We start from the raw sequence: 20,161 nt of genomic DNA, 5'->3' as shown, positions 1-20,161 counted from the left end.
GAGGGAAAGACACCAGCCTCAGGACAAGGCTGGCGATTAAGGTATTTCATCAGACTTTTTCGTTCAGATATCCAGGGCCCGAGCGGGCTGGCGGCGCATCTTTAACCAGATCAACCAGCGCACCAAAATCCACCTTGCCGTCCGCATCAAACACCTTGGCAGCCGCGTCATTACCGAACTCGTTAATCAGTTGGGTCTGCAGCGTCTCCTGACCGGCAGGCACAGTACTGGCAGGCACAGTCCCGGGCTGGCGTCGGGGCGCCGGTGCTGAACTTTCCAGCAGGGCGCTGAGCCCTTTAACATCAACACTGCCATCTTCTCTGACAATGCCGACAGCACGGTCACCGTAACGGCCTTCCAGACGCTCTGCGAATTTAGTCGCATCAATCTCCCCCCGTTCAACCCGGGTGGCCAGATCTGCGGCGATATCTTTTGGCTGCGGACGTGCCGGTTCACCGCCAAAAAACTCAACAACGGCATTGCCTATACTTCCGACATTCATGCTACTGCCTCCTTTATCTCAGGGAGGAGTTACCAAGCAAAATATATTCCCGGACGCATTGTTTCAGTCTAAGCAGTTGATTTTATGCGCATATAAAATCAGACAAATATCTTTGCAGGCCAGTATAAACAGAAAAAACGGCAATCCTTTGCCGTGCCCTTTCAGCCTTCTGGCGGGCGAACCCTGCGCCGGAAAGGCGTAAATGGCTGCAGAATATCCCCCTGATAGCTGACCATTTCCGCATGAAACTGCTGGCGACCTGTTTCCATATCCTGATCTTCCGGCAGCGCTACGCTGTCGTAACCACAGCGGCGTAAATACCCCAGTTGGTCACTCAGCAGGCTGCCAAACGCGCGCAATTCGCCCTTATAGCCGAACACCTCACGGATCAGGGAACCGGTAGAAAAACCGCTGCCATCCGTAAACGCCGGAAACGATACTGCGATGATGGGCGCCGACGCAAATACCTGCTCCAGCGGCTCCAGCTCGATATCCGCATCGAACCAGACACCCGGAATCTGCCCGAATCCGCTGAACACCGGGGCCAGCGACTGCCAGTCACTGAGTGGTAAAATATATTCCGCTCCCTTTTCGGGCACGAAGTCTGTAGGTACCTCAGTTAACAGCTGCCACTGATCCTGCTGACCGGTATCACCCGACTGCTGTTTAATGACCCGTTGCATAGACCCGCTCCTTAAACTTATCTTTCCCGATCCGTTCATAGGTTAAGATGAACGGCTCTTCTTCGTGGCGCTGTTCAACGAACACATCCACAATGGCTTCCAGTGCATCCGGCACCGCATCCAACGGAATCGACGGCCCCAGTACTTTACCGATCCGGGAGCGCTCACCCACTTCGCCCCCCAGGGTCAGCTGATAAAACTCTTCGCCTTTTTTATCCACCCCCAAAATGCCGATATTGGCGATGTGATGATGAGCACAGGCATTGATACAGCCGGAGATACGCAGGCTCAGATCCCCCAGGTCATAGAGATAATCAAGGTCATCAAAGCGCTGCTGAATAGCGCTGTTAATCGGCAGAGAACGGGCATTGGCCAGACCACAGAAATCCCCTCCCGGGCAACACACCACATCAGAAAGGGTACCGATGGTCGGTGCCGCCAGCTCCAGCCGGCAGGCTTCCTGCCAAAGCGCGAACAGATCACTGCGTTTTACATCCGCCAGCACAATGTTCTGTTGTTGGGTGTTACGGGCTTCACCGAAGGAAAACTGTTCCGCCAGATCCGCCACCCGCCGCAGCTGTTCACTGGTGATATCACCGGGAGCCGTTCCCTGATGCTTAAGGGACAGGGTGACAATGGCATAACCGGCGACCCGGTGCTCCCGGACGTTACGCCGTAACCAGTGACGGTACGCCGGTGAATCCGGCGCTTCTGCCTCCGCAGTTACATTCAGCTGCTCATAGGCAGGCTCGGTAAAGAAGCTGCGGGCGTGGGCCAGTTCAGCATCCGTCAGCCAGTATTCTTCCGAGTTAGTACGCTGAAACTCCGCCTCAACCTGTGCAGAAAAATCCGCAGCTCCCAGGCTGTTCACCAGTATTTTGATCCGCGCCTTGTACTTATTATCCCGCCGGCCATAGCGGTTATAGACCCGCAGAACCGCTTTCAGGTAGCCCAGCAGATGCGCCTGAGGCAGGAATGCACGAATCAGTGTTGCCAGCATCGGCGTACGGCCCAGCCCGCCCCCGACCCAGACTTTAAAACCGGTTTCGCCATCAGCATTGGTCACCAGTTGCAGGCCCACGTCATGGAGCTGAATGGAAGCCCGGTCTTCAGCGGCACCGATCACTGCAATTTTGAATTTACGCGGCAGAAAAGCGAACTCAGGATGCAACGACGACCACTGGCGGATAATCTCACAATAAGGCCGCGGGTCAGTCTGCTCATCTGCGGCCACCCCGGCCAGCGGATCAGAAGTAGTGTTGCGGATACAGTTGCCGCTGGTCTGAATCGCATGCATCTCAACACTTGCCAGGGTATCCAGAATATCCGCCACATCTTCCATTTTTACCCAGTTAAACTGCACATTCTGACGGGTAGTAATGTGGCAGTAGCCCCTGTCATATCGGTCACAGACCTCAGCCATACATCTCATCTGGGCGGCCGATAACATGCCATAAGGCACCGCAACCCGTAGCATGGGGGCGTGCTTCTGAATGTACAGACCGTTCTGCAACCGCAAGGGTAAAAAAGCCTCCTCACTCAACTCACCGGACAAATAACGGCTCATTTGCCCTCTGAACTGCTGCACTCGGTTATTCACCACCTGGCGATCAAGTTCGTCATATTGATACATCGTCGGATACTCTCTGATTAACTGCTGACCGGTTGTCCGGTATCGCAGCAGAGTAGGTATAACCGACAAATAAGAACAGATACACAAAAATGAAAAGCAACAGGTACAGATTTATAAGAACCTACCTTAAACCTCGGTATTTCGTTGTTTCATTCATGCTCTGTAAAGCTTATCCGTGAAGGCAAAACCATTGATTTTAATAGGTATTTAATGTGCCTCAGTCGGCGTATACTGTCAGATCGGCGGTACTTTTTTCTGACTGTTTAGCCGTACTGCCAGTAGTAAACACAGGTATGTGATATGAACAGCCAGATACTGAGCAGTACCCCTCAGGATATTCAGTTAAAAGCGCTACAGGATTTTTGTCAGCGTACCCGCGCCGGTTACATCAGCTACCCGGTTGCCTGGGTTATTCTGGCGCTGGTTACCAACCAGACTGACCAGGTATTTTTAACCGCACACCTTGTCTGCCTGAGCAGCTTTGCACTGTTCAGGCTGTTTCTGAACCGGCTGTTTTCTTCGCCACAAAACCCGCTGAAAATTATTTCCCGTATCAGGCTGCTGTGGACAACCACCCTGTTAAACGCGGCCTATTTTGCCGGTTTACTGGCCTATATGCTGACCCAGAACATCAGCCCTGTCGGCGTAGCAGCCATTATTATAATTCTGGCCTGCATTGCCCCCAGCGGTGCACTGACCTTCAGTATTTATAAACCCCTGGGGGATGCGTTTTTTGCCGTGATGTTTGTGATTCCCCTGAGCGTCTACTTTGTGGAGGGTTATCCACAACCTCTGGCGGCCACCCTCGCCATTCTGACGGGATACATATACATCAGTGTGACCGCGTCACGGTTTCATCATGACTACTGGGCCTACGCCCGGCTCAATCATCAACTGAGTGAGTATGCCAGTAATCTCGAACAGGAAAACCGGCTCGATCCCCTGACCGGCATGCATAACCGCCGCCATTTCGATGAACGTTTACAGGTGGCCTGGCTCAGAGCACGCCGGGACCAGCAGTCACTGTGTGTCATCATGATTGATATCGATCATTTTAAGCAGATCAATGACCGCTGGGGCCATCCCGCCGGGGATCAGATTCTCGTTGCCATTGCAGACATTATCCATCAGACCTTTAACCGGGCCACCGATACGCTGGCCCGTTACGGCGGGGAAGAATTCATCATTCTGCTGGAAAACACCAGCCAGCCAGACTGCCTGAAAAGCGCAGAGAAATTACGCGAACGGATCGCCGTGCGCCGTTTCGCCACGGATGCCACCGAGCTTTACTGCACCGTCAGCCTGGGCATCGCCAGCCAGATTCCCAACGAAACCCTTGCCCCTCAGGATCTGATAAAACGGGCCGACATGGCGCTTTATAAAGCCAAAGGGGATGGCCGCAACCGGGTCGCCTGCTATTGAGCCTGTGGGAAAATCCGGCACAATAACCGGCAACACAGACCTCAGACAAGGAACAATTATGGCAAGCCTCACACTGGACGAAATCTATCAACTGGCTTATCAGAGCCTGTGTCAGGCCGGTGCCGATGATGCTAATGCCTCAGCGGTTGCAACCACTGTTACCCATGCCGAACGCGACGGTTCAGCATCCCACGGACTGTTCCGCATTCCCGGTTACCTGAAATCACTGCTCAGCGGCAAGGTTAACGGTAAAGCTGATCCGCAACCGGAGCAGGTCACCCCGGCGATTCTGCGCTGCCACGGGGATCACGGTTATGCGCCACTGGCATTACAGCGCTCTGTTCCGGCGCTGGCAGAAGCGGCAAAAACTTACGGCATTGCCGCCCTGACACTGACCCATTCCCACCACTTCGCCGCCCTGTGGCCGGAAGTAGAAGCGCTGGCAGAACATGACCTGATGGGCTTCTCCTGTGTCTCCTACAAACCGGTTGTTGCCCCTGCCGGTGGCAATGAAGCGATCTTTGGCACTAACCCGATTGCCTTTGCCTGGCCCCGTCCGGGACGTTCCCCGCTGGTCTATGACATGGCAACAGCTGCCATGGCACAGGGTGAAGTCCAGATTGCTGCCCGTGACGGCCACAGCGTACCGCTGGGCACCGGGCTGGGGCCGGACGGCGAGCTGACCACCGATCCGCAGGAAATTCTTAAAGGCGTGCTGTTACCGTTCGGCGGCCACAAAGGCTCTGCCATCGCCATGATGGTTGAGCTGATGGCCGGACCGTTAGTGGGAGAAAGTCTGAGTTTTGAAACCGCAGAGCGGGACAATGTCGATGGCGGGCCGCCTCAGGGCGGTCAGTTCTTACTGGCCGTTTCACCTCAGATCCTCGGCGGTGAAAACTGGTCACAACAGGCTGAAGGTCTGTTTACGCGGCTGGAAGCCATGGAGGGTGTACGTCTGCCGGGACAGCGCCGGCACAACCTGCGGGAAAATCAGGGTAACCGCGAAGTGAATGACAGCCTGCTGGCCGAAATCCGTCAGTTGGCCCCTCAGGCCTGATCCTGTTCATCACGCCCGGTGCTGCCGGGCGTGCTTATCTTTCAGGCGGATCTGATCTGCGAAGGGCTATCAGCATTGCTGTCAGTCGGGTGAACAGCATTCAGGTGATCCACCAGCTTCAGGCACAACTCAATATACTGAACCGCTTCCGCCGGGCCGACAGTGAAGTTTTCAGCATGGGCCACCTTATTGCGCAACTGGCGCAATTCATGGAAAAGCTTAACTTTTTTGGTATCCAGTAAAGCCTGCCGGGCCAGAATCGTCCCCATGGTTTTGTAACGGGTATCTACCGCTAAATCCACCTCACTGACCTGCTGTCGAATCAGGGTTTCAGCCGCGTTATCCACCTCATCCCAGGCTTCCAGTACCGCCGCATTCGGCAGATGTTTCACTGTCGCGATTAACCGGCTGCGCCGGTCCTGTTCCAGCTCAGGGAACACCCCGGCAGCATCACGGCTGACAGCCTGTAAAACCTGGCCGAATTCCACTTCGAGATCTTTATATTTCAGACGCTTTGCCAACGGTAGCAAATCTTCCAGCGGGCGCTTAAGCATCACTAGTGCCACCAGAGCAACCAGAGGCCAGGCCAGCTTGTCCGCCAGTTCGATAATGAATTGCATGTGATTCATTTTGGCATCCCTATTCTTAAATCCTGCGCAGAGCACAGGAACAACTCACCACAGAAAAAGAAAAGCTCTGCAAAGCAGAGCTTAAAGTGTCATTTAAATACCGTCTTCAGGCATCAGTGTGCGCTGTGCTACCTCATCAGGGGTTTTATTCTGGAATCTCCGCCAGTATTCCTCATAAATAGCCTGATACTTAGCTTTATTCTCTGCAAACCACGCTGCTGCTGTTGGTTTCTTTTCGATTAAAGTTGTACCGCTGTCCCAGCTTTTAAAATCATCCGTCTGCATATTGTATTCAGACGTTGTTTGCCGGATAGGCGTTGGTGCAAAACCACCTGTTCCCCAGTTCGGTCTTACGATTGAATAATACGTTTTGCCACCAACCACATTGGCAACCATGAAGTCTGCCGCTGCACCATAAGCCATATATACCTTGGTGCCCGGAGAAGTACGATGGGCAATCTTATTACCTGTTGGCAAAGCACCAACAAAACTTAACTCATCGTCCACGACCTCAAAGATTTCAACGCCTACCGCGCTGGCAACAAAAGACTTCCGCATAAAAACAACAGTCGCTTCATCAGCCGGGGGAGCAACCACTCCTGGCTGTTCCGATTTAACCATCATATTGCTGGCACAGCCAGTCAGTAAAAGTGCTGCGGCGGCAGTTGCGGAAAGTTTTAACAAAGGTTGCATACTATCTTCCTTAATAATTGAAATGTAAGGTATTAAATCATAATTACTTATCAGGATTCGACTCTGAATTTACCGGTTTTTCATCCTTTAACTCAGCAATCAGCGCATTGGCTTTTTCATACTGCTCGGCGTTCCAGATAATGGCATGTTCCGCAAAATCAATTTTGTATCCGGAATGTGCCAGCAAATCCATCCCCAGCAAGCCGTCAGAGAAATTCTTTCCTGTGGATTCAATCACCGCAGCGGTGTGGTTCTCAAAGGTATAGGGGCCAAATTTCACCCGCTCAATAATCACGTGTTGCATGTCGATAAGGCCGCCACCGGCCACCACCGCCTGTCCCTTCTGACGAACATTCAGTGAAATATTCCGCAACGCTTTCTGATGAATGACCGTCCGGCTTGCACCGGTATCCAGCACCAGTTTCAGATCCAGACGCCGTCCGGCGGTCACAATCCTGACCGGCACAATCACCTGATTTCCTCTGATCGTAACCGGAGTGCGCATTTTGTCCCGCAGACCTTCAAGACGGCGGATTTCCCGGCGGATCTCTGCTTCACTCCGGGCCTGTGCCCGCTGTTCGTTCTTTTCGGCCTTTTCTTCAGCGGTCAGGGCAGCACTGTCCTGCTGCTTAATTTTTATCTGATCACGGTATTGCGCCGGGACCTTATGCAGGCTGCTTACATATACTTTACGGCCCGATTCCGTTACATAATGAAATACTTCCGCACTGGCGAACCCTGCCAGTACAAAAAGCCCGCACAGTATTGCAACACGTATTCTTACAAACACTGACGTCCCCCGTTCCGTAACTCATCCTGAAGCACATAAGCAAAACGCAAACCCTGTGGAAAAGCAACTTTCCCCGCGATTGTCAGCAGAATATTTTATACATATGTACAACAGGTATTCCCTGACCGCATACCCGGCATGAATTATCGTGCTTTGAAACCACACAACATAATGATTAACCTGTTAACTATTTGCCGGAGCTGCTTATGGAACGTCTCAACCTCAACCTGCTCCGTTCACTGGCGGTATTACTGGAACAGCGCAATGTCACCCAGAGTGCTGAGCAGCTGAATATGAGCCAGTCAGCGCTGAGCAAACAGCTGGCTCAGCTGCGGGATTACTTTGACGATAAACTGCTGATTCGTAACGGTAATGACTATCTTCTGACCAGTTTTGCCCAACGTCTGAATCCCCGTTTGCAGGAGATCATTTCACAACTGGAAAACCTGCGGGATGAAACCGATTTCAACCCGCAGCATTGCCGCCGCCGGTTTACCTTTGCCTGTACTGATTATGTGGCAAATTTTATCTTTCCGGATGTCATTTGCAGTCTGTCCCAGCAAGCCCCCTCCGTCGATATGCTGTACCGCCAGTGGCAGCCGGAATGGCTGGATAATCTTGGCGGCATGCCCATCGACTTTGCCACTACCATTGCTGATGAAGTGCCAGAAGACCTTTATGGCATACATCTGGGCAGCGACTACCCGGTAATACTGATGGGGAAACATCATCCACTCAGCGATCGCCAGACCCATCCGGAATTAACCGAACTGCTCGCCTATGCGTTTATCCGTATCAGTGCCGGTGGCGACAAAGACAGCTTTTTTGACCGCTACCTTGAACACCACAACCTGACACGCCGCATCGCCTATGAAGTGCCGTTTTATACATCCGCATTTAATGTGGTGGCAGCCACTGAGATGTTGTTAATTGTCCCACGGCATATTGCCGCGAACGCTGCCCGGGTGCATGCCGTGCAATGGTGTGAGTTACCGGTAGAGAACCTGCCGGACCATGAATACCTGTTGCTCTGGCACAGCATTCATCACAACGATACTGCCCACAAATGGGCCAGAGAAGAAATCGCCAGCATCATGCGTAAATCAATCTTTTCACCTCTGGCCAGTCTCTGAAGTCATAACACCTATCACCAGATTTCATTTCTGACAGCGCCTCTCGCTCCATAGAATTTTGGGGACGGTCTCAGCGGTCCGGGACGGACATCGCAGGCCGGATATATCAGTGGTTTCAGCCCTGCTGACACCTCTGCCCCGAAAACAATAACAATCAGGAGCAGCTCAATGAGCACTGAAAATATAACCTATGCTGAGCAGACCACCACGGAAGGTGGCGCGAAGATATGGCGCGGTAAACTTACTTTTATTATGGCCGCAGCCGGCTCGGCAGTCGGACTTGGTAACCTCTGGAAATTCCCTTATATCGCCGGCGAAAACGGCGGAGGTGCCTTTGTACTGGTCTACCTGGCCTGTATTCTTCTCTTTGGGATTCCATTGATGATGGCGGAAATCGGCATCGGCAGAAGCACCCGCCAAAACGCGGTAGATGCCTTCGGCACACTGGCCCGCAAGGCCGGCGCCAACCCGATGTGGAAAGGCATTGGCGGACTGGCAGTGTGTACCAGTTACCTCATTCTGTCTTTCTATATTGTGGTGGCAGGCTGGTGTCTGTATTACTTCTGGATCACCGCCAACGGCACCTTTACGACCACCGCAACCGTTGATACAGCCTTCACCGGCGGTACCTTTGAAAGCCTGCTGGCGGACCCTGTCACCCTGATAATCTTCAGTGTGACCTTCCTGCTGATCACCTTTGCAATTATCGCCTCAGGCATTGAGAAAGGTATCGAAAAAGCCATCAACTGGCTGATGCCCTCGCTGATGCTGATGCTGGCGGTACTGATCGGATATTCCGCCGCAAACGGTAACTTTGAAGCCGCAGTCAACTTCCTGTTCAGCGCCGATTTCAGCAAGCTCAGCAGCGAGGCGATCTTTATCGCCATCGGCCATTCTTTCTTCACCCTGAGCCTGGCATCCGCATCCATCATTACCTACGGTGCATACATGCCGGCAGGCAGCTCCATTACCAAGACAGCCTTCGCCGTGGCCGGCATAGACACCCTGGTGGCACTGACCGCCGGTCTGGCAATATTCCCGCTGGTATTCCAGTTTGGGCTGGAGCCCGGCGCCGGTCCCGGCCTGATGTTTATTTCCCTGCCGCTGATTTTCAGTGATATGCCTTACGGCCAGCTGTTCGGCTCAGTATTTTTCTTCATGCTGTTCATCGCCGCCCTCACCTCAGCGATTTCCCTGATGGAACCGACCGTTGCCTGGCTTGAGCGCCGCTTCAGCCTGAAACGCAAAACCGCCACAGCCCTGACCACCCTGAGTCTGTGGGTTGTCAGCCTGGGGACAGTGTTCTCGCTGAATATCTGGAACAGCCCGGTATTCTTCGGCAAAACCTTCTTCGATGCGCTGGATTATGTCACGGCGAACGTCTTTATGAGCATCGGTGCCATCGCAACCGCGGTGTTCTGTGGCTATGCCCTTAAACAGCCACAGCTGGAAGCCATGTTCAGCACTGATCAGCGGGCGATCCCGGTTTTCCGTTTCTTCATCCGCTATGTGGTACCGGCATTTGTTGCGGTACTGGTGATCGCCGCCTTCTGATTTTTACACTCTGGAATAATGTTTATGACTATTGAAACCGCCAGCCTTGGTATCCTTCACAAAGCGGTCGAAAAACTTGCCGACGGTTACCGCCATCTGCCAGCCCATCACACCGAGTACGATCAGCAGCAGGCAGAAGAAATCCTGCTGCAGGTCGCCGAAAAGATGTGGGATAACTACCCTTATCCCCATCCGCAATATGCCGGACAGATGCTCAAACCGCCGCATCCGGTGGCCCGCATGGCTTATATGCTGGCTACCTGGATCAATCCGAATAACCATGCACTGGATGGTGGCAAGGCCAGTTCCGCCATGGAGAAAGAAGCAGTTGCCAAAATTGCCACCCTGTACGGCTGGGATAATTACCTCGGCCATCTTACCGGCGGCGGCACTCTGGCTAACCTGGAGGCATTGTGGGTAGCAAATCACATTCACCCGGGCAAAACCGTACTGGCGTCGTCTCAGGCCCACTATACCCACAGCCGGATCTGCGGCGTGCTGCAGATCCCGTTCGAATCGGTGGCGGTGGATGATCAGGCCCGCATGGATCTGAATGATCTGGAAGCAAAACTGCAGCAGCTGGACGTTGGCACAGTAGTGGTGACACTGGGTACCACCGGCGTTGGCTCGGTGGATCCGTTACCGGACATTCTCAGACTGCAGGAGACCTACGGTTTCCGCATTCATATCGACTCGGCTTACGGTGGCTACTACACGCTGGCGGATAACCTCACCCCTCAGGTACGGGCCGCGTATGATGCCATCCGTCAGGCAGATTCAGTAGTGGTCGATCCCCATAAGCACGGTTTGCAGCCCTACGGTTGCGGCTGTGTGCTGTTCCGCGACCCGCAGGTAGGGCGATACTACAAACACGACTCGCCCTACACTTACTTCAGCTCAGATGAGCTGCATCTGGGGGAAATCAGCCTTGAGTGTAGCCGCGCCGGTGCCTCAGCTGTTGCTCTGTGGGCGACGCTGGAAATGTTTCCGCTGGAACCTAAAGGTAACTTTGCTACGGACCTGAGCCGCTGCCGGGATGCTGCCCTGAAGCTGTACGCCCGCCTGAACGCTGACAACCGGTTTATCACCCCGCTCGAGCCGGATCTGGACATAGTGATCTGGGCACCGAAAGCTGCCAGCACCCGTGAAATATCCCGGTTGTCACAGCTGACCTTTGAACAGGCTGAAGCACAGGACCTGTATCTGGCGACTTTCAGCTATCCGTCGCACCTCATTAAAAAGGCATTCCCTGAGGTACAGGTGGATTCCGATTACACCACCTGTGTGCGTTCCTGTCTGATGAAACCGGAACACGCCGCATGGGGCGAACGGATCTGGCAAATACTGGATGAAATTCAAAACGCTCTGATATAAAAAAACCGCCTGAGGGGTGAAGTCAGGCGGTAAAAAAGCAGCGGTGTGCATGGACCGCTGCAGGAGCCAGTCCGGATAAAACCTGTTGAGCGATCGTCAGGTATTATCCGGCTGCAAGGCACTCTAGAGCAGAGTATCCGGTACCGGGCCAGCCATTACTGGGCAGCAATCACCGAAAACTCCACCAGCAATTCAGGACGGGCCATACGGGCTTCAACACAGGCGCGGGCCGGCTTTTCAAAATCCGCCACCCAGGCATCCCATACCGCGTTCATGGCTGCAAAATCTTTCATATCACGGACATAAATGGTCACCGACAGCAGTTTGTTGCGGTCACTGCCGTTTTCGGTCAGCAGCGCGTCTACCTTATCCAGACAACGCTGAGTCTGTTCGGTGATATCCCACTCCGGCGCACTGGCGGTCTGGCCACACAGGTACAGGGTGCCGTTGTGCTTAACAACCTTGCTCATACGGTCGTTGGATTCAATACGTTCAATTGTCATCAGAAAACCTCGTCTACAGGATGGCGCTTACACCGCCATCACCGGTTACAGTTAAATCGTTTCAGCCTTACAACACCTTGCGTTCAAAACGGTCGATCCGGAAGGCGCTGAGATCAAACTCGCTGCGGCCGGTGGTCACCAGATCCGCCAGCACTTCACCGATCACCGGCCCCAGCTGAAAACCGTGGGCGGAAAAACCGAACGCATGAAAGGCATTGGGGCTGTTCACACTGGCGCTGATCACCGGCAGGTTATCCGGCATATAGGCTTCCAGCCCAGCCCACATCCGGTTCACCGTGGCAGTACGCATAATCGGGAAGAAGTCCACCGCATTGCTGGCCCCCACCGCCAGCTTGGCGTAATCCAGCCGGGTCCGGTTATGGGCCCGGTCAGCAAAGCCTTTGGCGCCGCCACCGATCAGTACCGTGCCGTTCTCAAACTGTTTAAAAGAAAGCGGCCGGCTCACCGCCCCCACCACCGGCGTGGCAAAATGCGGCATCCGGGTGGTGATCATCAGCATGGGAGCGCTGTAGGTCATCGGGCAGTTATCGCCGGTCATCACCGCGATCTGATCCGCCCAGGCACCGGCGCAGTTCACCAGATACTCGGCTTCGTAGCGGCCGCTGGCGGTTTCCACCAGCCAGTTGTTGCCAACCCGGCGCAAGCGCTGTACCTGCTGGCCTTCAGCAAAAACCGCACCGGCCCGGGCAGCAGCCTGCCGAAAGGCAAATACCGATTTATAGGGAATGGCATAGCCATCGGTTTCAGACACCACACCGCCAACACAGTAATCCGCAACATGAGGCAAACGCTCACGCAGTTCCTGCCGGTCGATCATGGTTTCGTGAAAATACCCCTGCCCGTGCATCAGTGCCTGACGCTTTTGCAGGGTTTGCATGTCTGCTTCATCCGCAGCGATATTGATCAGGCTGCGGCGGCGAAACCCGGTATCACCGTCCAGCTCATCGTCCAGGGTTTGCCAGCGCTGCATTGCCACCTTGCTCAGGGGAACTTCAGCAATATCCCGGCCCAGCAGACGGACACCGCCGGCATTGACCCCGGAGGCATGGCGGGCCACCCGGTCCTTCTCCAGTACCAGCACATCCACGCCCCGTTTCGCCAGCTGATAAGCGGTGGAACAGCCCTGAATACCGCCACCGATGATGATCACACTGGCCTTGTTACGCGCACCCGCAATCGCATTCATGACTTCACCTCCACAACAGACGCCTGCTGATGGGGCTGAAAACGGGCCAGCTCAGTCAGGTTGATCAACCGCATGGGAGAACGCAACCGGTAATAGCCAACTTCCTCAACCTCGCAGCCCTGCCACTGGGCCAGTAATTCACTCACGGTATGGCCACACTGACGCCCCTGACAGGGTCCCATACCGCAGCGGGTCAGGCCTTTCAGCTCGTCGGGCAGCCGTGCCCCCTGATCAAATGCCGCCTTCAGCTGGCCGCGGGTCTGTTCTTCACAGCGGCACACCATGGTCTCCGGCTGTTCGGGCTTGCGCAGCGCATCAGCGGGTTTATAGAGACGGTCAATAAAACGGCGTAAACCCTGATAGCTCTTTAACTTTTGCTGTAGCGGCTGGCTGTGATTATCTGCATCTTCAGGTGATATCAGCCCTAAACGGGCCAGCTGCTGCCAGGCCACCAACTGACCGGACAGGGCAGCCGCGTCCGCACCAATGATGCCACTGCTGTCACCGGCCACGGCGATATGCGCGACCGATGTCTGTCCCCAGCTGTTCAGCTGCGGCTGCCAGCTGAGCTGTTCCCGGTTCCAGACATGTTCAACGCCGGTTGCCCGGGTCATGTTCAGGTTGGGAATCACCCCCTGATGAAGGAAAATATGTTCAGCATCCAGTGAATGACTCACACCTTTGGCGGTAAAACTCAGCCCTTGCGCCTGTTGTTCGCCGCGGATCTGCAGATCTTCCGCATACTTATACACAGGCACACCGGCGCGGCGGATCTCATTCAGCAGGCCGATACCCTTGGTGAGTACGTCCGTATGCCCCAGCGCGCCGGGCAACAGTCCCGTCGCTGCCATATAATTTTGCTTAGGTGTGGTATCCACCAGCGCTCTGACCTTCACCCCTAAGCGTAAATACTGGGCCACGATCAGATACAGCAACGGACCGCTGCCGGCGAACACCGAATCGTCCCGTACCAGCCCGTCGGACTTAAGCATCACCTGGGCACTGCCGGCGGTCATCACCCCCGGTAAATGCCAGCCAGGCACAGGAAAAGGCCGTTCCATCGCCCCGACACCGATCACCACTTCCCGGGCGGTCAGACTGGCGGAAGCTCCAGCCTGTGAAAATAAAATCTCGCCGTTATCTCCTACATGCCAGACATTCGCCGCAGTAATTTTTTCAGCGCGGCAGGCATTAAACTGTTCAACCAGGGCGGCACCTTTGGTGTAATCCTCGCCCAGCAGGTCAGTATTCTGCAGTGGGCTGTCGGTGACATTGCGGTAAATCTGACCACCGGCCAGGGGCTTGTCATCCAGCACTACCACTCTGGCACCGGCTGCACTGGCGGTAATCGCGGCAGACATACCTGCCGGCCCGGCACCGATCACGGCGATGTCATAACTGTCAGTCATGGGCAGCCTCCTGATCAGCTGAGAGTTCATAATACTGGCCCGCCGGCACCGCCTGACTTGCTTCTGTAATCACCTGACAGCGCACCTCCATCCCCGGATATACCCGGTGCATGCAGGCTTGTTGATTAGGCAATCCGTCGATTTCCACCAGGCATTCAAAACAGGCCCCCATGGCGCAGTAAGCGGAGCGGGGCTGCTGAGATACCGGCGAAAACCGGGTCGTGGTTTCACCACTGGCTGCCATCGCCGCCCAGACTGAACTGTCAGCCGGAACGGTAACTTTGCGGTCATTGATCATGATGCACACCTGTTGTTGATTCTTATCCGGTGCGTCATCGGCTAGATAACGAAACATAGGCTTCCTTGTTGGCGGCTTATTCATCCGCCCATAGAACTGCTGACAGAAAACTTTGCCGGTAGCTGAAGCAGCTGAACATCAGCCACCGGCCAAAATTCTCTGATGAAAAAACCGGCCGGGTAAAACCCTCCCCGGCCGGTTGGGAGGCGGTATACACACCTCCCAGGGCCTTAAAAAAGCGGTTTACTTGGCGATCTGATCCAGAACGTTCTGGCCCCAGTCAGCGCCTACGTCTTCAAGAATTTTCGGCCATACTTCCGCACGGACTTTAGCCGCCGCAGCTGCCAGTTCTTCGTTGCTCAGGTCAACAATGGTTGCGCCGTTGTCTGCCAGTTTCTGCTCGTAAGCAGCCTGGTCCGCTTCAGCGTTTTCCCAGCGCTTGGATTCGAATGCCAGCGCCTGCTGCTGCAGTGCTTCACGGTCTTCGGCATCCATATCTGCCAGGGTTTCGGAGTTGATGATCATGTACCACACTTCGAAGTGAGTATTCACTGGCACGTAAGTCTTGGTTACATCACGGAAAGACGCGTAGTAACCTTCCGCACCGGAGCCGACAACACCGTCAACAACGCCGGTCTGTACAGCGGTGAATGCTTCAGAGAACGGGATTGGCGAGCTGATGTAACCCAGTGCATCAGAGGTCAGCTGGAAGCTCTTGATACCCGGTACACGTACCTTGATACCCTTATCAACACTCGGATCACCCGGAGATACCGCATCACGGTTCAGGGCTACACCACCGAAGTACACCGGGTACGCCGCCAGCATGGTAATATCCTGCTTGGCATACAGATCCTTCATTGCAGAGTGGATCGCACCGCCCGGGCCATAGATTTCTTTGGCCTGTTCCCAGTTTTCAGCAACATACGGGAACGCACTGATCTGCATCTTACGCTCAGCAGCAGTTGCTGCCGGCTGTACCGCCATATCGATCGCGCCTACAGAGATACGCTCCTGTACGGTGGTGTAGTCACCCAGTGCGCTGGCAGCGAAGATCTTTACCTTCACATCGCCTTCAGTGGCAGCATCTACTTTGGCAGCAAAGTCTTTCAGCTCGTTATCAATGATCGCGCCCTGTGGACGGATGTGGCTGATCTTCAGCGTGGCCGCTTCAGCAACCGCTGTTAAGCCCAGAGAGCCGGCCAGCACCGCAGCGCTGACGTACTTAGTCAGAGTATTCAGTTTCATGTTTATAGCCTCATTTGTTTTTATTACAGGTTTCACACACAGACGGACCGGGCAGCAGTCACTGCCCGAAAATCATGCAGTTTTAATAGCCAAAGAAACGTGGCAGGAAGAGCGACAGATCGCCCCAGAAAGAGGTCAGGAAGACCACCGGCAGGTAACCGGTCAGGATCAGGATCATCGCCGGGCGAATTACCTTGGTAACCTTCACCTTACCTACACGGGCACCCAGATACAGGATCGATGCATACGGCGGGGTTACCCCACCCATGGCAGTGTTTACGCCCATGATCGCCGCGAACTGAATCGGGCTGATACCGATGGCCGTCATCAGTGGTAACAGCAGCGGCGCAATCAGAATAATCGCCGTCACATCGTTAACTACCATGCCCACCAGGAACAGCAGGATGTTAATCAGAATCAGCAGAACGGTAGTGTTATCGGTAATCGCGAAGATAGATTCCACCAGCGCCTGAGGAATGCTCTCCAGCACAAACATCTGCGACAGAATCATACTGAACAGGATCATCAGCATGATCGCCCCCACAGAGGTGGACGCTTCTTTACAGGCCGACAGGAAGGTCTTGATGGTCAGACCGCGGTAGATCCAGAAGCCCACCGGAATGGCGTAGATCACCGCCAGCGCAGCCGCTTCGGTCGGCGTCATGATGCCGCCGTAAATGCCGCCCAGAATGATCACTGGCATCAGCAGTGCCGGGGTCGCTTTAAAGCCACGGCCAGTAGCTTCGACAACAAACTCTTTACCCTTCGGACGGTCTTCCAGTACCAGCGGGAATTTCCGCGCCAGCCAGACATTTACTACCGAGAAGTTAGTCATGATCAGCAGACCCGGGCCCAGAGTTGCCAGGAAGCAGGCCAGAATCGAAGTATCCGTTACCCAGCCATAAACGATCATGGTGACGCTTGGCGGAATCAGCAGCCCCAGCAGGGAAGCATTGGCAATCAGTGCTGTCGCATACTCACGGGGATAGCCCTGCTTCTCCATTTCCGGAATCAGCAGCGGGCCGATTGCAGCAACACCGGTCAGGCCGGAGCCGGAGATCGCGCCGATCAGCGCACAGCTGATAGTGGCAACCACTCCCAGACCACCGCGCAAATGGCCCACGAAGATATTTACAAAGCGCAGTAAACTGGCGGCTATTCCACTGACACTCATAATGGTGCCCGCCAGTACAAACAGCGGAATGGCCAGCAGTACCGGATTGCCCAGCTGCTGGAAGCCCCACAGCATGTTGCCCTTCATGACCACATCGCCAAGGAAGTACATCACCATCAGACCACCGCCAAAACAGTACGGCAGCGGTACACCTAAGGTAAGCAGGATGACCAGTAAGGCTACTGCGATTAACGCGACTTCAATCATGACTGAGACTCCTGAGCTGGGCTGTCACCTGAATCGTTATCACTCAGGCTGCGAATGTGTTTCACCAGATGCATCAGGGTGTAGAGCATCATCAGTACCAGACCGGCAAACAGGGCGATATCCACGTAGAAAGTTGGAATGTAGAGGGTCGGGCTTTCTTTCCAGACCCGCAGGGAATACTTGGTGAAATCCCAGGCCCAGTAAGTCAGCCAGCAGCCAACGATCAGGCTGATCACCTCACCCAGAATGGCGAGAATGGTGAACTGACGGGGGGTTTTAAGAAAAATTTCCAGCACGTTAGCGCGGATATGGGTGTTCTCCCGGGAAGCATTCACCGCCCCCAGCACATACAGCCACAGGGTGGGATACAGCAGGCTCTCTTCGAGCCCCATCACCGGAATTTCCAGTACGTAACGGGTAATAACCTGGACAAACTGTCCGATGGCTACCAGACATATCAACCCGGTCAGTAGCAAGCTGACGAATCGATTCATGGGCGGGTTCCTCACAACGCTGTGTAGCGGGGATGACTTCCGGTCAGGTTTTCGGTCCTGATCCGCGGAAGCGGCAACACAGCAGATTTATAGTTATTCGTGAGGAAATACTGGCGAGAGCAACCTATAAAATCAAAACGATAATATTGATTACTCTATAGATTTTTTTTATGCTTTTGTGATTATCCCTTAACTTTCAAACGGTTTAAGCAACACGCTTTTTCCCCTTCAGAGACAGGCAGGCCAATGAATCTCAGTATTCGCCAACTTCAGGCTTTTCGCGAAGTCATGCGTACAGGCTCCATTTCGGAAGCAGCACGGGTGCTGAACCGCACCCAGCCGGCGGTCAGTTCGATGATTGCCAGCCTTGAAGAAGAGCTGGGTATCCAGCTGTTTGAACGGCAGCGGGGCCGGCTGATTCGCCAGCCTGAAGCGGTCTATTTCTTTGAAGAAACCGAAGCTATTCTGGAACGGCTGCAGCAGTCTGCCCGCACCATGAAAGAAATCGCTTCACTGAAAGAAGGCCGGCTGCGGATCGCCTGTATGCCGGCGTCTTCCCAGTTCATCATGCCAAGACTGGTGGCGGACTTTATTCGCGATAAACCGAAAGTAAAGGTATCCATGATGATGCGGGCATCTGCCGTGATTGAAGAGTGGATAGCTTCCCAGCAGTACGACGTTGGTCTGGCGGAGACCCCGCCCCCCAATGCTGCGCTGGCGGTTGAAACCTTTGAACTGCCCTGCGTCTGCGCCATGCCGAAAGACGATCCACTGGCCAGCCGGGAATATATCCAGCCCCGTGATATCGCCGATCAGCCGCTGGCAGTACTGCAGGAAGACCATCCCAACCTGATCGCCACCCGGCGGGCCTTCAAGGCCGCCAAAGCAGGTTTTAACCCCCGCTTTGAACTGCGTAACTTTCAGCCCGCACTGACACTGGTGGAAGAAGGCCTGTGTTACACCATCTGTGACCCGATGACCGCCAGCAGCTATTTCGACTACCGCGAAGGGGAGTCGAAACTGGTGTTTCGGCCATTTCTGCCGGTGGTACCGCTGTCGGTATCAATTCTGCAACCGGCCCACCGTCCGGCATCCCGGCTTGCCGCAGCCTTCATTGATATCCTGCGGCAGGACATGCAGCGCATCGCCCGGCAGTTCCAGAACTGACTCTCCCGGTTCATCAAGAAACAGCTGAATCACTGCCCCTGCAGGGCAGTGATAAACACCAGCATCACCGGCACTTTTCAGTTTTGCTGGGCCTTTTTCTCCTGCAGGTATTCTTTAAACTTCGCCCGGCGTTCTTTCGCGGTGGCTTCATATGTCTGGTACTGCTCATCGTCCAGAATGGTTTTCAGCTCGCTTTTACGCTGCTCACCGATTTCCCGCAACGCCTTAAACTGCTGGCGGCGGTTATCGATACCCTGCGCCTTCAGATCGGACAACTGGCTGAAACTTTGCTGATTCAGCTGATGGATCTGATCCGCCTGGGCATCACTCAGGGACAGCTGTTCGGTCATGGCATCGGTAATTTCCTGAATACGCGGGTCATTGGCATCAAACGCCTGTGCGTTAAGGCTCAGGCCCAGTGTCAGAATGGCCGTGCACAGAATGGCTTTAAACATCACTAAATACTCCTTAATAAAAACAGATTAACGGCATGCCACTGCATTGCCGGAAGAATCACTGCAGCTCTGGCTGCGGGTTACCTGCCCGTCCGCCACGCTGACTTCTGCGTTATAACTTTTACCGTTACGGGTTTCGCCGCTGATGGTACGGCTGGCGCTGAGGTTGCCGTCGGCGTCACGGCTCAGCTGCTTCTGGCTGTTATAGTGTGCGCCGTTGGCACCGTTAATGCCGGTGTTAACAGTTTTACTGGCACTGCCGTCTTCCAGCCGCTTCACCTTGCTGACCTGATAGGCCTGCCCACCATTACTGCTCTCCGCAGCCCGGGTATAACGGCGGGAACTGTTTCCCTGACCATCACTGCGCACGGCGCTGCGCTGATAACTGCTGCCGCCGTCAGAAGTGACCACCCGTTTACGGATGACACCGTCCGCCAGTACCGCTTCACTGAGCATCACTGTGCTCAGTAATAACACTAAACTGTATGATTTATTCAGCCGCATATTTTGCCTCCTCAACATTTGCAGC

General features: G+C 54.5%; 21 protein-coding genes. 6 read left to right on the top strand and 15 right to left on the bottom strand.

Annotation, left to right across the window (positions count from 1 at the left end; genetic code table 11):
- Window positions 1–49 precede the first annotated feature (49 nt).
- The 3 genes from JYB63_RS08695 to JYB63_RS08685 form a co-directional block, all read right to left on the bottom strand.
- Entirely contained in the window at window positions 50–502 is a 453-nt protein-coding gene (locus JYB63_RS08695) for a hypothetical protein (protein ID WP_205657464.1), read from the bottom strand.
- A 161-nt stretch (window positions 503–663) separates the two neighbouring features.
- A complete protein-coding gene (locus JYB63_RS08690) occupies window positions 664–1,185 on the bottom strand; it encodes a DUF934 domain-containing protein (protein ID WP_205657463.1) in 522 nt (173 codons plus the stop codon).
- Complete coding sequence (locus JYB63_RS08685) at window positions 1,169–2,818, bottom strand: nitrite/sulfite reductase (protein ID WP_205657462.1); 1,650 nt, start codon at window positions 2,816–2,818, stop codon at window positions 1,169–1,171. The genes JYB63_RS08690 and JYB63_RS08685 overlap by 17 nt, the downstream gene beginning before the upstream one ends.
- 300 nt (window positions 2,819–3,118) lie before the next feature.
- On the opposite strand from JYB63_RS08685, the gene JYB63_RS08680 reads away from it, so the two are divergent.
- Window positions 3,119–4,240 (top strand): GGDEF domain-containing protein, encoded by a 1,122-nt coding sequence (locus tag JYB63_RS08680; protein WP_205657461.1) that lies wholly within the window; start codon window positions 3,119–3,121, stop codon window positions 4,238–4,240.
- A 58-nt stretch (window positions 4,241–4,298) separates the two neighbouring features.
- Window positions 4,299–5,297 (top strand): Ldh family oxidoreductase, encoded by a 999-nt coding sequence (locus JYB63_RS08675; protein WP_205657460.1) that lies wholly within the window; start codon window positions 4,299–4,301, stop codon window positions 5,295–5,297.
- Between the two features lie 41 nt (window positions 5,298–5,338).
- Here the strand turns inward: JYB63_RS08675 and JYB63_RS08670 are convergent, their stop codons facing one another.
- The 3 genes from JYB63_RS08670 to JYB63_RS23635 form a co-directional block, all read right to left on the bottom strand.
- A complete protein-coding gene (locus JYB63_RS08670; RefSeq protein ID WP_205657459.1) occupies window positions 5,339–5,926 on the bottom strand; it encodes a hypothetical protein in 588 nt (195 codons plus the stop codon).
- Window positions 5,927–6,019: 93 nt separating this feature from the next.
- Window positions 6,020–6,619 (bottom strand): hypothetical protein, encoded by a 600-nt coding sequence (locus JYB63_RS08665; protein ID WP_205657458.1) that lies wholly within the window; start codon window positions 6,617–6,619, stop codon window positions 6,020–6,022.
- Between the two features lie 43 nt (window positions 6,620–6,662).
- Complete coding sequence (locus JYB63_RS23635) at window positions 6,663–7,409, bottom strand: aspartyl protease family protein (protein ID WP_205657457.1); 747 nt, start codon at window positions 7,407–7,409, stop codon at window positions 6,663–6,665.
- Between the two features lie 206 nt (window positions 7,410–7,615).
- Here JYB63_RS23635 and JYB63_RS08655 point away from each other — a divergent pair, with 206 nt between their 5' ends.
- The 3 genes from JYB63_RS08655 (at window position 7,616) to JYB63_RS08645 (ending at window position 11,470) form a co-directional block, all read left to right on the top strand.
- Window positions 7,616–8,542, top strand: coding sequence for a LysR family transcriptional regulator (locus JYB63_RS08655; protein WP_205657456.1), 927 nt, complete (start codon window positions 7,616–7,618; stop codon window positions 8,540–8,542).
- 168 nt (window positions 8,543–8,710) lie between these two features.
- Window positions 8,711–10,096: a sodium-dependent transporter gene (locus JYB63_RS08650; protein WP_205657455.1), complete on the top strand. Its 1,386-nt coding sequence runs from the start codon at window positions 8,711–8,713 to the stop codon at window positions 10,094–10,096.
- A 24-nt stretch (window positions 10,097–10,120) separates the two neighbouring features.
- Complete coding sequence (locus tag JYB63_RS08645; RefSeq protein ID WP_205657454.1) at window positions 10,121–11,470, top strand: pyridoxal phosphate-dependent decarboxylase family protein; 1,350 nt, start codon at window positions 10,121–10,123, stop codon at window positions 11,468–11,470.
- A gap of 155 nt (window positions 11,471–11,625) precedes the next feature.
- Here the strand turns inward: JYB63_RS08645 and JYB63_RS08640 are convergent, their stop codons facing one another.
- The 7 genes from JYB63_RS08640 to JYB63_RS08610 all read right to left on the bottom strand — a co-directional run bounded on the left by JYB63_RS08640 (window position 11,626) and on the right by JYB63_RS08610 (window position 18,010).
- Window positions 11,626–11,973, bottom strand: coding sequence for a RidA family protein (locus tag JYB63_RS08640; RefSeq protein ID WP_205657453.1), 348 nt, complete (start codon window positions 11,971–11,973; stop codon window positions 11,626–11,628).
- A gap of 67 nt (window positions 11,974–12,040) precedes the next feature.
- On the bottom strand, window positions 12,041–13,180 hold the full coding sequence (locus tag JYB63_RS08635; RefSeq protein WP_205657452.1) for an NAD(P)/FAD-dependent oxidoreductase: 1,140 nt from the start codon (window positions 13,178–13,180) through the stop codon (window positions 12,041–12,043).
- A complete protein-coding gene (locus JYB63_RS08630) occupies window positions 13,177–14,589 on the bottom strand; it encodes an FAD/NAD(P)-dependent oxidoreductase (RefSeq protein ID WP_205657451.1) in 1,413 nt (470 codons plus the stop codon). Before JYB63_RS08630 ends, JYB63_RS08635 begins: the two co-directional genes overlap by 4 nt.
- Entirely contained in the window at window positions 14,582–14,944 is a 363-nt protein-coding gene (locus JYB63_RS08625) for a (2Fe-2S)-binding protein (protein ID WP_205657450.1), read from the bottom strand. The genes JYB63_RS08630 and JYB63_RS08625 overlap by 8 nt, the downstream gene beginning before the upstream one ends.
- 186 nt (window positions 14,945–15,130) lie before the next feature.
- Window positions 15,131–16,135 carry a TRAP transporter substrate-binding protein DctP gene (gene dctP / locus JYB63_RS08620; protein ID WP_205657449.1) on the bottom strand — a complete coding sequence of 335 codons (1,005 nt, stop codon included), beginning with the start codon at window positions 16,133–16,135 and terminating at the stop codon, window positions 15,131–15,133.
- Window positions 16,136–16,217: 82 nt separating this feature from the next.
- Window positions 16,218–17,516 (bottom strand): TRAP transporter large permease, encoded by a 1,299-nt coding sequence (locus JYB63_RS08615; protein WP_205657448.1) that lies wholly within the window; start codon window positions 17,514–17,516, stop codon window positions 16,218–16,220.
- A complete protein-coding gene (locus JYB63_RS08610) occupies window positions 17,513–18,010 on the bottom strand; it encodes a TRAP transporter small permease (RefSeq protein ID WP_205657447.1) in 498 nt (165 codons plus the stop codon). The genes JYB63_RS08615 and JYB63_RS08610 overlap by 4 nt, the downstream gene beginning before the upstream one ends.
- Window positions 18,011–18,256: 246 nt before the next feature.
- Between JYB63_RS08610 and JYB63_RS08605 the strand changes: the two genes are divergently transcribed.
- On the top strand, window positions 18,257–19,177 hold the full coding sequence (locus JYB63_RS08605) for a LysR substrate-binding domain-containing protein (protein WP_205657446.1): 921 nt from the start codon (window positions 18,257–18,259) through the stop codon (window positions 19,175–19,177).
- 77 nt (window positions 19,178–19,254) lie between these two features.
- On the opposite strand, the gene JYB63_RS08600 is transcribed toward JYB63_RS08605, so the two are convergent.
- Both JYB63_RS08600 and JYB63_RS08595 read right to left on the bottom strand, forming a co-directional pair.
- Window positions 19,255–19,632 carry a DUF4890 domain-containing protein gene (locus JYB63_RS08600; protein ID WP_205657445.1) on the bottom strand — a complete coding sequence of 126 codons (378 nt, stop codon included), beginning with the start codon at window positions 19,630–19,632 and terminating at the stop codon, window positions 19,255–19,257.
- A 27-nt stretch (window positions 19,633–19,659) separates the two neighbouring features.
- Window positions 19,660–20,136: a hypothetical protein gene (locus JYB63_RS08595; protein ID WP_205657444.1), complete on the bottom strand. Its 477-nt coding sequence runs from the start codon at window positions 20,134–20,136 to the stop codon at window positions 19,660–19,662.
- Window positions 20,137–20,161 lie beyond the last annotated feature (25 nt).

Source organism: Aliamphritea spongicola, from assembly GCF_017051665.1.
Classification (GTDB): Bacteria; Pseudomonadota; Gammaproteobacteria; order Pseudomonadales; family Balneatricaceae; genus Amphritea; species Amphritea spongicola.
This window is presented reverse-complemented; position numbering and strand designations above follow the sequence as displayed.

Bases quoted from the DNA above. Each gene is read 5' to 3' on its own strand.
- JYB63_RS08695 (WP_205657464.1), bottom strand. From the start codon at position 502: ATGAATGTCGGAAGTATAGGCAATGCCGTTGTTGAGTTTTTTGGCGGT.
- JYB63_RS08690 (WP_205657463.1), bottom strand. From the start codon at position 1,185: ATGCAACGGGTCATTAAACAGCAGTCGGGTGATACCGGTCAGCAGGAT.
- JYB63_RS08685 (WP_205657462.1), bottom strand. From the start codon at position 2,818: ATGTATCAATATGACGAACTTGATCGCCAGGTGGTGAATAACCGAGTG.
- JYB63_RS08680 (WP_205657461.1), top strand. From the start codon at position 3,119: ATGAACAGCCAGATACTGAGCAGTACCCCTCAGGATATTCAGTTAAAA.
- JYB63_RS08675 (WP_205657460.1), top strand. From the start codon at position 4,299: ATGGCAAGCCTCACACTGGACGAAATCTATCAACTGGCTTATCAGAGC.
- JYB63_RS08670 (WP_205657459.1), bottom strand. From the start codon at position 5,926: ATGAATCACATGCAATTCATTATCGAACTGGCGGACAAGCTGGCCTGG.
- JYB63_RS08665 (WP_205657458.1), bottom strand. From the start codon at position 6,619: ATGCAACCTTTGTTAAAACTTTCCGCAACTGCCGCCGCAGCACTTTTA.
- JYB63_RS08655 (WP_205657456.1), top strand. From the start codon at position 7,616: ATGGAACGTCTCAACCTCAACCTGCTCCGTTCACTGGCGGTATTACTG.
- JYB63_RS08650 (WP_205657455.1), top strand. From the start codon at position 8,711: ATGAGCACTGAAAATATAACCTATGCTGAGCAGACCACCACGGAAGGT.
- JYB63_RS08645 (WP_205657454.1), top strand. From the start codon at position 10,121: ATGACTATTGAAACCGCCAGCCTTGGTATCCTTCACAAAGCGGTCGAA.
- JYB63_RS08640 (WP_205657453.1), bottom strand. From the start codon at position 11,973: ATGACAATTGAACGTATTGAATCCAACGACCGTATGAGCAAGGTTGTT.
- JYB63_RS08635 (WP_205657452.1), bottom strand. From the start codon at position 13,180: ATGAATGCGATTGCGGGTGCGCGTAACAAGGCCAGTGTGATCATCATC.
- JYB63_RS08630 (WP_205657451.1), bottom strand. From the start codon at position 14,589: ATGACTGACAGTTATGACATCGCCGTGATCGGTGCCGGGCCGGCAGGT.
- JYB63_RS08625 (WP_205657450.1), bottom strand. From the start codon at position 14,944: ATGTTTCGTTATCTAGCCGATGACGCACCGGATAAGAATCAACAACAG.
- dctP (WP_205657449.1), bottom strand. From the start codon at position 16,135: ATGAAACTGAATACTCTGACTAAGTACGTCAGCGCTGCGGTGCTGGCC.
- JYB63_RS08615 (WP_205657448.1), bottom strand. From the start codon at position 17,516: ATGATTGAAGTCGCGTTAATCGCAGTAGCCTTACTGGTCATCCTGCTT.
- JYB63_RS08610 (WP_205657447.1), bottom strand. From the start codon at position 18,010: ATGAATCGATTCGTCAGCTTGCTACTGACCGGGTTGATATGTCTGGTA.
- JYB63_RS08605 (WP_205657446.1), top strand. From the start codon at position 18,257: ATGAATCTCAGTATTCGCCAACTTCAGGCTTTTCGCGAAGTCATGCGT.
- JYB63_RS08600 (WP_205657445.1), bottom strand. From the start codon at position 19,632: ATGTTTAAAGCCATTCTGTGCACGGCCATTCTGACACTGGGCCTGAGC.
- JYB63_RS08595 (WP_205657444.1), bottom strand. From the start codon at position 20,136: ATGCGGCTGAATAAATCATACAGTTTAGTGTTATTACTGAGCACAGTG.